The organism is Variovorax sp. GW822-FHT04E09 (assembly GCF_058800845.1).
Window position 1 is genome coordinate 767763 of sequence record NZ_JBXAMR010000002.1, and the last position, 12423, is coordinate 780185.

14 protein-coding genes are annotated in these 12423 nt (G+C 70.7%); 6 read left to right on the forward strand and 8 right to left on the reverse strand.

What is annotated here, in order from left to right; genetic code table 11:
- Positions 1 to 22: 22 nt before the first annotated feature.
- The 8 genes from map to AC1RL8_RS11005 form a co-directional block, all read right to left on the reverse strand.
- The gene (gene map, locus AC1RL8_RS10970) at positions 23 to 814 is read right to left on the reverse strand and encodes a type I methionyl aminopeptidase (protein ID WP_492685301.1); all 792 of its coding nucleotides are present in this window, start codon (positions 812 to 814) and stop codon (positions 23 to 25) included.
- Complete coding sequence (locus tag AC1RL8_RS10975) at positions 814 to 1074, reverse strand: ParD-like family protein (RefSeq protein ID WP_062482851.1); 261 nt, start codon at positions 1072 to 1074, stop codon at positions 814 to 816. The genes map and AC1RL8_RS10975 overlap by 1 nt, the downstream gene beginning before the upstream one ends.
- Positions 1075 to 1140: 66 nt before the next feature.
- Positions 1141 to 1545 carry a DUF6194 family protein gene (locus tag AC1RL8_RS10980; protein WP_492685302.1) on the reverse strand — a complete coding sequence of 135 codons (405 nt, stop codon included), beginning with the start codon at positions 1543 to 1545 and terminating at the stop codon, positions 1141 to 1143.
- Between the two features lie 15 nt (positions 1546 to 1560).
- Complete coding sequence (locus AC1RL8_RS10985; RefSeq protein ID WP_492685303.1) at positions 1561 to 2580, reverse strand: Bug family tripartite tricarboxylate transporter substrate binding protein; 1020 nt, start codon at positions 2578 to 2580, stop codon at positions 1561 to 1563.
- Positions 2581 to 2603: 23 nt separating this feature from the next.
- Positions 2604 to 4019 (reverse strand): sensor histidine kinase, encoded by a 1416-nt coding sequence (locus tag AC1RL8_RS10990; protein WP_492685304.1) that lies wholly within the window; start codon positions 4017 to 4019, stop codon positions 2604 to 2606.
- Positions 4016 to 4687 (reverse strand): response regulator, encoded by a 672-nt coding sequence (locus AC1RL8_RS10995; RefSeq protein ID WP_492685305.1) that lies wholly within the window; start codon positions 4685 to 4687, stop codon positions 4016 to 4018. Before AC1RL8_RS10995 ends, AC1RL8_RS10990 begins: the two co-directional genes overlap by 4 nt.
- Before the next feature lie 132 nt (positions 4688 to 4819).
- Positions 4820 to 5827 carry a Bug family tripartite tricarboxylate transporter substrate binding protein gene (locus AC1RL8_RS11000; RefSeq protein ID WP_492685306.1) on the reverse strand — a complete coding sequence of 336 codons (1008 nt, stop codon included), beginning with the start codon at positions 5825 to 5827 and terminating at the stop codon, positions 4820 to 4822.
- A 74-nt stretch (positions 5828 to 5901) separates the two neighbouring features.
- Positions 5902 to 6696 carry an IclR family transcriptional regulator domain-containing protein gene (locus AC1RL8_RS11005; protein ID WP_056573982.1) on the reverse strand — a complete coding sequence of 265 codons (795 nt, stop codon included), beginning with the start codon at positions 6694 to 6696 and terminating at the stop codon, positions 5902 to 5904.
- Between the two features lie 199 nt (positions 6697 to 6895).
- Here AC1RL8_RS11005 and AC1RL8_RS11010 point away from each other — a divergent pair, with 199 nt between their 5' ends.
- The 6 genes from AC1RL8_RS11010 to AC1RL8_RS11035 are packed head-to-tail and all read left to right on the forward strand — an operon-like array spanning position 6896 to position 12365.
- Positions 6896 to 7819, forward strand: a complete 924-nt coding sequence (locus AC1RL8_RS11010) for a shikimate dehydrogenase family protein (protein ID WP_492685307.1) — start codon at positions 6896 to 6898, stop codon at positions 7817 to 7819.
- A gap of 30 nt (positions 7820 to 7849) precedes the next feature.
- A complete protein-coding gene (locus AC1RL8_RS11015; protein ID WP_492685308.1) occupies positions 7850 to 8683 on the forward strand; it encodes a shikimate dehydrogenase family protein in 834 nt (277 codons plus the stop codon).
- A gap of 16 nt (positions 8684 to 8699) precedes the next feature.
- On the forward strand, positions 8700 to 9914 hold the full coding sequence (gene pcaB, locus AC1RL8_RS11020) for a 3-carboxy-cis,cis-muconate cycloisomerase (protein ID WP_095947411.1): 1215 nt from the start codon (positions 8700 to 8702) through the stop codon (positions 9912 to 9914).
- Positions 9911 to 10354, forward strand: a complete 444-nt coding sequence (locus AC1RL8_RS11025; RefSeq protein WP_070059405.1) for a carboxymuconolactone decarboxylase family protein — start codon at positions 9911 to 9913, stop codon at positions 10352 to 10354. Before pcaB ends, AC1RL8_RS11025 begins: the two co-directional genes overlap by 4 nt.
- Positions 10351 to 11592 carry a multidrug effflux MFS transporter gene (locus AC1RL8_RS11030; RefSeq protein ID WP_492685309.1) on the forward strand — a complete coding sequence of 414 codons (1242 nt, stop codon included), beginning with the start codon at positions 10351 to 10353 and terminating at the stop codon, positions 11590 to 11592. The genes AC1RL8_RS11025 and AC1RL8_RS11030 overlap by 4 nt, the downstream gene beginning before the upstream one ends.
- Positions 11589 to 12365, forward strand: a complete 777-nt coding sequence (locus tag AC1RL8_RS11035; protein WP_070059403.1) for an alpha/beta fold hydrolase — start codon at positions 11589 to 11591, stop codon at positions 12363 to 12365. The genes AC1RL8_RS11030 and AC1RL8_RS11035 overlap by 4 nt, the downstream gene beginning before the upstream one ends.
- Positions 12366 to 12423 lie beyond the last annotated feature (58 nt).

The window sequence follows — 12423 nt, forward strand, 5'->3', positions numbered from 1 at the left end:
CGCCCCGGGGCTGGGCCGCGCATCAGATCGGCGCGTAAGTCCCCGTGCCGTCCGGCCAGGCCGTCAGCACCTCGTAGCCGTCGGCCGTCACCGCCACCATGTGCTCCCACTGCGCGGACAGCGAGCGGTCCTTGGTCACGACGGTCCAGCCGTCGGCCAGCTGCTTCGTTTCGGCGCGGCCCGCATTGAGCATCGGCTCGATGGTGAAGACCATGCCCGGCTCGAGCACCAGGCCCGCCCCGCGCCGCCCGAAGTGCAGCACCTGCGGTTCGTCGTGGTAGATGCGGCCGATGCCGTGCCCGCAGTACTCGCGCACCACGCTGAAGTGCTCGCGCTGCGCGACCGACTGGATCGCGTGGCCCACGTCGCCCAGCGTCGCGCCGGGCTTCACCTGGCGGATGCCGGCGCACAGGGCTTCGTAGGTCGTCTCCACCAGCCGGCGCGCCAGCACGCTCGGCGCACCGACGAAGAACATGCGGCTGGTGTCGCCGAACCAGCCGTCCTTGTTGACGGCGACGTCGATGTTGACGATGTCGCCCGCCTTCAAAATCTTGTCGGCCGAGGGGATGCCGTGGCACACCACCTGGTTCACCGAGGTGAGGATGGTCTTCGGATAGCCGAGGTAGCCCACGTTGGCGGGAATGGCGCCCTGCACCTTCACGATGTGTGCGTGGCAGAGGCGGTCGAGCGCTTCGGTGCTCACGCCGGGCACGACGTGGGGCTCGATCATCGCCAGGACCTCGGCGGCCAGCTGTGCGGCGCGCCGCGCCATCACCAGCTCTTCGGCGGACTTGAGTGGAACGTCGTGTGCCATCAGTGCTGCTTGCCGTTCGCGGGGGCGCGGGGCTTGCCGGGTGGCGCGGCAGTGACTGTCGCGGCAATGTCCAGCCCGCCCGAGAGCTCGGCCTGGATCAGCAGCTGACAGACCTCCCGGTAGTCGAGGTCGGGATGCATCTCGGTCAGCATGCCGACCCGCATCCAGTGCTCCGCCTGCGCATTGATCGACCGGCTGAGGGCGTTGCCCGCCACGCGCAGGTTCTCGTGCATCAGGTCTGAAATCTTGACGATGCCCATAGGCCACCTCTGTATGAAACGTATATGGATTGTATGCGTTTCATATGGCCCGGTGTTTTGGGTGGACTACGCGCTCTTGTCTCGCGCGATCAGCAGGTTGCGCGCTTCCACCAAGAGCGGCTTCACGGTCTCGAAGGTCGCGGCGCTCGGGTTGATCACGCTCACCCAGTGCATCTTTGCGTACACCGGGTGCGGTATCAGCCGGTCGATCGCGGTGTAGTCGATGTCGGCTGGCGGCTGCTCGCCGAACAGCGCGCGAAAGCTTTCCTTGCCCACGCCGACGTTCAGGCGGAACACGCCGGGCCGGTTCAGCTTCGAGGCGCTGTCGAACTCGTTGTCCTTCGTCACGATCGTGGCGAAGGGGAACTTGTTGTCCGCGCCGTGGAAGAAGAAGGTGTTGTCGTCGGCCACTTCGAAATGGCCGCCGCCGAGCATGTCGATGAGGTGTTGGGTGATGTCGTCTTCGGTCATGGAGATTGGATGAGGTCAAGGCTTCCAGCGCCGCAGGCCGAGCTCGTCGGCCAGTGCCTGGTAGGCCTTGATGCGCGCCTGCACGTAGTCGTCGAGTGCGGCGCCGGTGAGCGCGAAAGGATAAAGGCCGTGCCGTTCGCGCAGGGCCGCGTAGCCCGGCGCGGCGGTGGCCTCGGCGAAGGCGGCGGTCCAGGCGCGCACGGCGGCGTCGGGCACGTTGGCGCTCAGGTACACGCCGCGCACGGTCGGCCAGACGATGTCCGCGCCTTGCTCGCGCGCGGTGGGCACGCCCGTGAGCGCGCCGCCCAGCCGCGCTTCGGACAGCACCGCGAGCAGGCGCAGCGGCGCGCCGCCGGCGATGGCCTGCAGCGCCTCGGCGGCGTCGCCGGGGAACGCGTCGACGTGCTTGCCCTGCAGCGCGCCCAGCGCATCGCCGCCGCCTTCGAAGGACACGAAGCGCATCGCCTTCGGCGCGCCGCCGGCCGCGCGCACCAGCAGTGCGGCCTTCACCCAGTCCTGGCTGCCGACCGTGCCGCCCGCGCCGAAGACCACGCGCGACGGGGCCTGGCGCAGCGCGGCGATCAGGTCCTGCAAACGGCGGTAGGGCGAGTCGCGGTGCACGGCGACCACGCCGTAGTCGGTGCCCAGCGTGGCGATCCAGCGCACGGCCGAGGGCGGGTGCGGCCCGAAGCGGCCCTGCGCGAGGTTGAGCAGCGAGCCGCTCGAGAACGCGACCAGCGTGCCCGGCCCGCCGAGCTGGCCGCTCGCGATGCGGTCGAAGGCCACTGCGCCGATGCCGCCCGGCAGGTAGCGTTGTGCGAGCGGCGCGCGCGCGGGGCGCACGGCCTGCAGCGCATCGCGCGCCAGGGCGCAGGTCAGTGCGAAGCCGCCGCCGGCCTTGGCGGGAATCACGCATTCCGCCGGGCCTTCGGACGCATCGCCCGCGGCCGCCGTCGCGTGCAGCGCGACAGGCGCGAGCCACGCCGACAGCGCGCGCAGCGCATGGCGACGGGTGAAGGCGAAAGGGCGTGGCATCGAAGAAGAAGGCGGGCGGCGGTTCACCCCGCAGGCCGGGGCCACCAGATGATGGCATGCAGGCCCGGTCCCGCGCCGCGCGCTTCGAGCCGCAAGTCACCCCGGTGCCGCTGCGCGATGGAACGCACGATCGCCAGGCCGAGCCCGAAGCCGCCCTGGTCCGCGCGTGCGCCGCGACGGAAGCGCTGGCCCAAGGTGGCGCGCTCGTCCTCGCTCAGGCCGGGGCCGTCGTCCTCCACGTTGAGGCTCCAGCCCGCGGCGTCGCCGGCCGCGAAGAGCGTGATCGTGCCGGCCGCCGGCGTGTAGGCGATGGCGTTGGCCACGAGGTTGCTCAGCGCTTCGCGCAGCAGGCCGCGGTCACCCACCGCGTGCAGCTCGGGCGAGGGCGCATGGATGCCCAGGTCGATGCGCTTGGCGCGCGCCAGCGGCAGCAGGTCGACCGCCACCTCGCGCAGCAGCTCGGCGGTGTCGAACGCGGCGGGTGCCACGGCCACGGTGTCGCTGCGGCCCAGCGCCAGCAGCTGCTGCGCGCTGCGCGTGGCGCGGCCGATCTCGGCGCCCAGCGCGTCGAGCGCGGCGCGCACTTGCGCCGGGTCGTCCTCGCGGCGTGCGTAGTCGGCCTGCATCTGCAGCGTGGTCAGGTGCGTGCGCAGCTGGTGCGAGGCGTCGTCGAGAAACTGCCGCTGCTGCGCGACCAGTTCCTGCGTGCGCGCCATCTGCTGGTTCACGGCGGCCACCAGCGGGCGCACCTCGGCGGGCAGGTCGGTTTCGGCGATGCGCGTGAGGTCGTCGGGCGTGCGTGCCTGCACCTCGCGCGCCAGTCGCGAGAGCGGGCGCAGCGCCGCCGCCAGCGCCAGCGCGGTGCCGCACAGCAGCATCGCGAGGATCAGCCCGTCGCGCAACGCCGCGCTGCGCACGAAGCGCCGCGTGAACTCCTGGCGCGAGCGCGTGCTCTCGCCGACCTGGATCAGCACGCTGCGCCCGGTGCTGCCGGCCGGTGCGCGGTCCAGGTCGCGCCGGTAGGCCGCAAGCCGCACGGCCTCGCCGAAGTAGGTGGCGTCGTAGAAGGCCGGCACGCCCATCGCCGGCTCGACCGGCGGCGCGGGCAGGTCGGCGCTGCCCAGTTCCACCAGCCCGTCGGAGGTCGCGACACGAAAGAACACCTGCCCGCTGGCCGTGAGCTCGAAGAACTCGAACATCGTGTACGGCAGCTCGACCGACAGCCCGCCCGAGGCCGTGGAGATGTTCGCGTCGATCGATTTGAGCGCGCCGAGCAGCGAGCGGTCGTAGGCCGCGTTGGCGGCGGCCAGCGCGTCGTGCCGCGTCATCCACAGCTCGATGCCCGTCACCAGCAGCAGGGCGGGGAACAGCAGCAGCGCGAGCCGCTGCCACAGGCTGGTGCGGCGCAGGCGGTCGGTGAAGCGGCGCAGCGCGCTCACTCAGCGTCCGCTTCCAGCACGTAGCCCAGGCCGCGCAGCGTGACGATGCGCACGCCGCTGCCATCGAGCCGCTTGCGCAGCCGGTACACCAGCACCTCGATCGCTTCGAGGTGCACCTCGTCGTCGTCGGAGAACACGCGGTCGAGGATCTGCTGCTTCGACAGCGGCTCGCCGCTGCGCTGCACCAGCGCGCGCAGCACCGCCTGTTCGCGCGGCGACAGGGCGAGCGCTTCGCCGCCCAGCGTGAACTGCCGGCGTGCGCCGTCGTACACCAGCGGCCCGCAGGCCAGGCGCGGATGCTCCACGCCGCGCGCACGGCGCACCAGCGCGTGCAGCCGCGCTTCCAGCTCGGCCAGCGCGAAGGGCTTGGCGAGGAAGTCGTCGGCGCCTGCGTTGAGGGAGGCGACGCGCTCGTCCAGCGAATCGCGCGCCGTGAGGATCAGCGCCGGCAGCCGCTGGTCGCGTTCGCGCAGCCGCTGCAGCACCGTGTGGCCGTCCATGCCGGGCAGGCCCAGGTCGAGCACCAGCGCGTCGTGGTCGCGCTGCTGCAGCGCCCGGTCGGCCAGCCGGCCGTCGTCCACCCATTCGACCTGGATGCCCGCATGCTCCAGCGCCTTGCAGAGCCAGGTGCCCAGGGTGTGTTCGTCTTCGGCCAACAGGATGCGCATGGGCTGGATGCTAGTGGTGCCCCGTCTTTTCGCGAAACACCGCGGAACCGGCTTTGCCGGGCCGCTGGTGTTGCCCCCGGCGAGGGGGTTGGCGTAGCGACACGAAGTGCGCGAAGCCTGGGGGAGTGCCAATCAATCAGGCTTGATGTTTGCCCGGGCGATGACCTTCTGCCAGCGGTTCTGTTCGGCGGTGATGAACTGCGCGAACTGCTCCGGCGTGCCGCCCACGGCCTCGGCCGCATCGGCCGTGAGGCGCTGCATCGAGTCGGGCGACTTCACGGCTTTCATGGTCTCGGCCGAGAGCTTGGCCATCTGCGCGGGTGTGATGCTGGCCGGCGCGAGCATGCCGTACCACTGCGTCATCTCGAAGCCGGGGAAGCCCTGCTCGGCCACGGTCGGCACGTCGGGCAGCTGCGCCAGGCGCTTGGCCGAGCCGGTCGCGATGCAGCGCACCTTGCCCGCCTTGATGAACGGAATGATCGCCGCCGCGCCGATGGCCGAGGCGTCGAGCCGGCCAGAGAGCAGGTCGGTCACCATCGGGCCGGTGCCGCGGTAGGGCACGTGCAGCATGAAGACCTCGGCCGTCATCTTCAGGTACTCGAAGGCCAGATGGCCCGCGCTGCCGTTGCCGGCCGAGCCGTAGCTGAGCTTGCCGGGCTTGCTCTTGGCGTAGGCGATGAACTCCTTGAGGTTCTTCGCCGGCACGTCGGGGTGCACCACGTAGAGGCTGGGCACCTTGGCCAGCAGGCTCACGGGCTTGAAGTCCTTGTTCGCGTCGTAGGGCAGCTTGGCGAAGATGTAGGGGTTCACGGCCAGCGTGCCGATGTGGCCGAGGATCAGCGTGTGCTGGTCGGTGGCGCGCGCCACTTCGCTCATGGCGATGTTGCCGGCCGCGCCGGGCTTGTTGTCCACGAACACGCTCTGGCCCAGCGTGCGCGACAGCTCGGCGGCGGTGGAACGCGCCACGATCTCCGAGCTGCCGCCCGGTGCGAAGGGCACGACGAAGCGGATCGATTTGCTGGGCCAGGCATCTTGCGCGCAGGCCATCGAAGGCAGCAGGCCGCCGAGGGTGAGGGCGCCGCCGGCTTGCAGCCAGTGGCGGCGGCTCAGGGGAACGTCGGTGGGGAAGCGGTCGGACATGGCTTGTCTCCAGTGTTTTTTGGATGGAAGCCCGCATCCTGCCGAGCGGATGCTGTCGGAATGCTGTCAGTGCCTCAGATCAGGTTGCGCATCGCCTGCGCCGTCTCGCGCAGCACCGGCAGCACGCGGGCCACCGCGTCTTCCGAACTCTCGTGCCCCATCGGCATCGTGATGTTGAGCGCGCCCACCAGCGTGCCGTGGCGGTCGCGCAGCGGCACGGCGATGCCGCGCGAGTTCAGGTCGAGCTGCTGTTCCGACAGCGCCCAGCCCTGGGCGCGGATGCGTGCCAGCTCGAGCTTCATGCGCTCCATGCTCGCGATGGTGTGCGAGGTGAACACCGTGAGCTGGCGCGTGGCCAGCCAGTCGTTCAGCTCGGCGTCGCTGCGCAGCGCCAGCATCAGCATGCCCGAGGCCGTCACCTGCGCCGGCACGCGCGCGCCGAGCACGTAGCCGGTGCTCATGCTGCGGTTGGGACCGTTGCGCGCGATGTAGACCACCTCGTCGCCGTCCATCACGCTGAGGTAGGCGATCTCGTTGGTGCCGGCCGCCACGCGTTGCAGGAAGGGCTGCACCACGCGCGGCAGCCGGGCCGATTCGAGGTACGACTGGCCCAGGCGCAGCACGCGCGGCGTGAGCCAGAACAGCTTGCCGTCGCTGGCCACGTAGCCCATGTGCTGCAGGGTGAGCAGGTAGCGCCGCGCGGCGGTGCGCGTCATGTTCGTGCGCTGGCCGGCCTGGCTGGCCGTGAGGCGCGGGTTGGCGTCGTCGAAGGCCTCGATGATGCTCACGCCGCGCTCCAGCCCGGCGATCCAGTCGCGCTTGTCCAGGCCGGCGGGCGGCGTCGAGTCGTCGGGGCTGGTGCTGTTCATGGGCGGAAGTGTGCCCGCGTCCGGCACGGCGGCGGGGCCCGAATGGCTAAGTAAAAACCCGCAATTTGATCGATTGACGAACTTGAAAGATCGATCATCGAACGTTTAGCTGTCCATATGCCAGCAGGCCGCGCGCGAAGGGACTATAAAGCCCGCTGTTCCGCCCCGAAACGAGCGATTGACGAACGGAAGCACGCCCATGAGCCCATTCATCACCGGCAGCACCCAGGCCTACCTCATCCCCGGCGACCCGGTCCGCAACGTGCGGCTGCCGCGCATGTTCAACGCGGCCTTCGCGCGCTACGGCATCGACGCGGTGCTGGTGCCCATGCAGGTGCCGGTGCGCGACTTCGCGGTGTTCATGAAGTCGGCCTTCCTGGCGCGCAACGTGCGCGGCATGGTGATCGCGCCGCCGCACAAGCCGCGCGTGGTCGACCTGCTCGACGGCTGCGGCCTGTTCGGCCGCGTGGCCGGCTCGGTCAACGTGGTGCGCCGCACCGAGGGCGACCAGCTCGAGGGCGACCTGTTCGACGGCGAAGGCCTGATCGGCGCGCTCGATCGCTGCAACGTGCCGTTTCGCGGCAAGCGCGTGCTGATCCTCGGCGCGGGCGTGAGCGCCGCGGCCATCGGCGTGGCGCTGGCCGAAGGCGGCACGGTGAACGGCGCCGAGCACATCGCCTTCTTCGACACCGCCTCCGGCAAGGCCGCGGGCGTGGCCGCCAAGCTCGACGCCTTCTTCGACGCGACCGTGGTCGCGGTCGACAGCAACGCGCCCGAGGGCTACGACCTCGTGATCAACACCACGCCGCTGGGCCTGGCCGAGGACGACGCGCTGCCGCTGGACGTGGCGCGCATGGAACCGCACGCCGCGCTGTTCGACATCCTGCTGCGCAACCAGCCCACGCCGCTGGTGCGCGCGGCCCGTGCGCGCGGGCTCAACGCACAGGCCGGCTTCGAGATGCTGGTGCAGCAGATGCCGCACTACTTCCGCTACTTCGGCCACATCGACGCGGCCGATGCGATGCAGGCCGACGCCGACTTCTTGCGCGAGCTCATCTATCCACCGGCGATGCACGCCGAGATCGCAACCCCGTTGCGCTACCAATCCCCGAGCGTGGCCTGACCCCGCACCTTCCTGAACAAGACGACTCCCATGATCTCCGGCAAGACCACGCTCATCGCCCACATCGGCTACCCCACCGAGGCCTTCAAGGCGCCGATGATCTACAACCCCTGGTTCGACAAGCAGGGCATCGACGCGGTCGTCGTGCCCATGGGCGTGAAGCCCGAGGACTACGCTGCGTCGCTCGCGCAGATCTTCAAGTTCTCGAACCTGCGCGGCGCGTTGGTCACGATGCCGCACAAGGTCACGACGATGTCGCTGGTCGACGAGGTCACGCCCACCGCGCGCGTCGCGGGCGCCTGCAACGCCGTGCTCAAGCGGCCCGACGGCAGCCTGCTGGGCGACCAGTTCGACGGCGCGGGCTTCGTGCGCGGCGTGGAGCGCAAGGGGCGCCTGTTCAAGGGCACGCGTGTGCTGGTGTCGGGCACGGGCGGCGTCGGGTCGGCCATTGCGGCGTCGATCGCGGCGGCCGGCGCGGCCGAGCTGATGCTGTTCGACATGAGCGATGCCTCGGCGCAGGCGCTGGCCGCGCGGCTGCGCGAACACTATCCGCAGATGAAGGTCGCCACCGGCTCGAAGGACCCGGCCGGCTTCGACATCGTCGTCAACGCCACGCCGCTGGGCATGAAGGACACCGACCCGCTGCCCTTCGACGTGGACCGCATCGCCCCCGACACCTTCGTCGGCGAGGTCGTCATGAAGACCGAATACACGCCGCTGCTGCAGGCCGCCAAGGCCAAGGGCTGCCAGGTGCAGGTCGGCACCGACATGCTGTTCGAGATGATCCCGGCCTACCTCGAGTTCTTCGGCTTCGGCACCGCCTCGCCCGAAGAACTGCGCGCCGTGGCGCAATTGAAATACTGAAAACACCGGAACACGCATGAGCATTTTTGAAGGCTTCCTTTCCACCTCCGAGACGCTGGGCGCCTTCAGCGACCGCGCCTTCGTCGACGCCATGCTGCGCTTCGAGGCCGCGCTCGCGCGCGCCCAGGCGGCCGAGGGGCTGATTCCCGAGAGCGCCGCGCATTCGATCGTCGGCAGCTGCAAGGTCGAGCTGTTCGACGTGGCCAAGATCGTGCGCGAGAGCGGACGCGCCGGCAGCGTCGCCATCCCGCTGGTGAAGGCGCTGCGCGAAGCGGTGGGCCTGTTCAATGCCGAGGCTGTGCCCTTCGTGCATTTCGGCAGCACCAGCCAGGACGTGATCGACAGCGCGATGGCGCTGGTCACGCGCGAAGCCGTCGCACTCGTCGAGGCCGACCTCGCCAAGGCCGCCGATGCGCTGCTGCGCCTGGCGGTGCAGCACGCCGACACGCCGATGCTCGCGCGCACGCTGATGCAGCCGGCCTCGGTCACCAGCTTCGGCTTCAAGTGCGCCGGCTGGGCCGCGCCGCTGGTGCGCAGCCGCACCCGTCTGCGCGCCGCCGCGAAGCACGCGCTGCAGCTGCAGCTCGGCGGCGCCGTCGGCACGCTGGCGCAGATGAAGGGGCAGGGCGCCGCGGTGCGCCAGCGCATGGCCAAGGAACTCGGCCTGGGCGACCCCGGCGCCACGTGGCACACGCAGCGCGACGAATGGGTCGCGCTCGGCTGCGAACTCGGCCTGCTCACGGGCAGCCTGGGCAAGGTCGCGGTCGACATCTCGCTGCTCGGCCAGTACGAAGTGGCCGAGGTCGCCGAGCCCAGCGAACCCGGGCGCGGCGGCTCGTCGGCGATGCCGCACAAGCGCAACCCCGTGGCCTCGATGGTCGCCATCGCCGCCGCGCACCGCGCGCCGCAGCGCGTGGCGGCCTTGCTCGGCGCCATGCCGCAGCAGCACGAGCGCGCGCTCGGCGCCTGGCAGGCCGAGCTGGCCGAATGGCCGCAGCTGTTGATGTCGGCGCACGGCAGCGTGCGCGCCATGGCCGGCGCCTTGCCCGGCCTGCAGGTCGACGCCGCGCGCATGCGCGCCAACATCGACCGGCTGCGTGCCGAACTGCCGCGCGACGCAGCGGACGAATGGTTCGACCCCGCGCTGGCCGTGAATGCGGGGCAGATCGCTGTGGCAGAGGTGAAAGCCCTGCAAGCCCAACTCTCATCCGACAAGGAACTTTCGCAATGACCGCCCCCGACGACACCCCGAGCAACCCCTACGAAGACGGCCTCATCAACCGCCGCCGCGTGCTCGGCGACGCCTGGGTCGACAAGTCGCTCGCCAACCGCAACGGCTTCAACGCCGAGTTCCAGGAGCTCATCACGCGCCACGCGTGGAACGACATCTGGGGCCGCCCCGCGCTGGGCGACAAGACGCGCCGCTTCATGGTGCTGTCGATGATGCTGGGCATCCATGCCTACGAAGAGTTCGCCATGCACGTGCGCGCCGCGCTCGACGGCCCGCCCGAGTCGCGCCTCACGCCCGACGAGATCAAGGAAGTGATCATGATGGCCGCGATCTACTGCGGCGTGCCGGTGGCCAACCACGCCTTCGGCATCGCGACGAACATCCTGCGCGAGAAGGGCCTGCTGCCCGCGGCACCCGCTGCTCCGTCCGCGGCGCAGTGAACGCGCCGGTCGCCCCGAAGAAGGGCCGGTTGGACGTCAGTTTCACCTTGCTGCTGCCGCTGCTGCTGGCCGCGCAACCAGTCGCCACTGACAGCTACCTGCCGGCGCTGCCCGCCATCGCGAAGGAGCTGGGCTCGGCCAGCACCAGCCTCACGCTGTTCGTGCTGGCCTTCGGCTTTGCGCAGCTGCTGTGCGGTCCGCTGGCCGACCGCTTCGGCCGACGGCCGGTGCTGCTGGCGGGGCTGGCCTGTTATGTGGTCGCGGCTTTCGGCGGTGCCTTTGCGGGCAGCGTGGCGGTGCTCGCGGGCTGGCGCACGCTGCAGGGTTTTTCGATGGCGGCGATTCTCGTGTGCTCACGCGCCGCGGTGCGCGACCTGTATCCGGCGCACGAGGGCCCGCACGTCATGGCGCGGGGCCTCACGGGCCTGGGCATGGTCGGGCTGGTGGCGCCGCTGCTGGGCGCCTGGCTGGTGCAGGGCGCGGGCTGGCGCTGGGTGATGGTCGCGATGGCGGTCTATTCGCTGGCGCTGTTCGCGCTGTGCTGGCGCTCGTTCGGCGAAACGCGCAAGCCGCTGGCCGGAGGCGAATCGTCCGCGCCGCGCGGCAGCACGCGCGCCGTGTTCGCCAGCCGCGCCTTCCGCGCCTGGGCCTCGGTGGCGGCGGCCACCTACGGCGGGCTGTTCTGCTTCCTGCTGCTCTCGCCGATGGTCTACATCGGCTACCTCGGCTGGTCGCCCGCGTGGTACGGCTGGATTCCGGCCGGCGGCTCGCTGGTCTACATCTTCAGCACCACGATGTGCCGCAGCCTGCTGCGCCGCTTCGGGCCGATGCGCACGGTGCGCCTGGGCGCGGTGCTGAGCATCACCGGCGCCGTGATCCAGGCGCTGGGCTGCTGGCTGATGCCGCACAGCGCGGTGCCGCTGCTGGCGGGCCACGCCGTGTACTGTCTCGGCCATGGCATCCACCAGCCCTGCGGGCAGGCCGGCGCCGTGGGCGACCTGCCGCACCTGGCGGGGCGGGCCGTGTCGTGGTCCGGTTTCGGCATGATGATGGTCGCGTTCTGCGTGGGGCAGGTCGCAGCGCTGTTCGTCGACACGAGTTTTTCGTACGGCGCCTGGCCGATGGTGGTGCCGATGCTGATGGCCGGCACCGTGCTGCTGGTCATCGCGTTCCTGTGGCTGCCGCGCCTTGCGCAACCTGCTTCTCCATCCTCCCCCCAGAAGGACTCCACACCATGACCACTTCCACCCCCCGCCTGAATGTCGTGCGCGAAGGCGACGGCCCCTTCGTCGTGCTCAGCCATGCGCTCGGCTGCGACCTGCACATGTGGGACGGCGTGGCCGCGCAGCTCGCGCGCGCCCACACGGTGATCCGCTACGACCACCGCAACCACGGCGGCTCCGAGGTGGTGCCCGGCGTGCTGCGCGTGGAAACGCTGGCGCAGGACGCGTCCGAGCTGATCGCGCGCGAGACGGGCGGCGAGCCCGTGCACTTCGTGGGCCTGTCGATGGGCGGCATGACCGCGCAGGCGCTGGCGGTGCGGCACGCCGCGCAGCTCAAGACCGTGGTGATCGCCAATTCGGCCGCGCACTACCCCGACCAGGCCCCGTGGCGCCTGCGCGCGGAAACCGTGGCCGCCAAGGGCGTGGCCGCCATCGCGCCGGGCGCCGTGGCGCGCTGGCTCACGCCGGCCTACGCCGCAACGCCCGAGGGCGCGGTGGCCGCGCGCACCCTGCACGACACGCTGGTGCGCACCGACGCGCAGGGCTACATCGAGAGCTGCAACGCCGTGGCCGCCATCGACTTCCGCGACAGCAACCGCCGCATCGCCACGCCCACGCTGGTGATCGGCGGGCTGCAGGACGAGGCCACGCCCCTGGCCATGTCCGAGGCCATGGTGGCGCAGATCCCGGGCGCGCGGCTGGCGACCATCGACGCCGCGCACCTGAGCGCGGTGGAACGTCCGGTCGAGTTCGCGCAGATGCTGATCGATTACTGGCGCAGCCTCTGAAAAAACGCCCAGCCCGCACCCCCGTGCGGGCTAGGTGTAACCCCTATTTCGTGCGAAT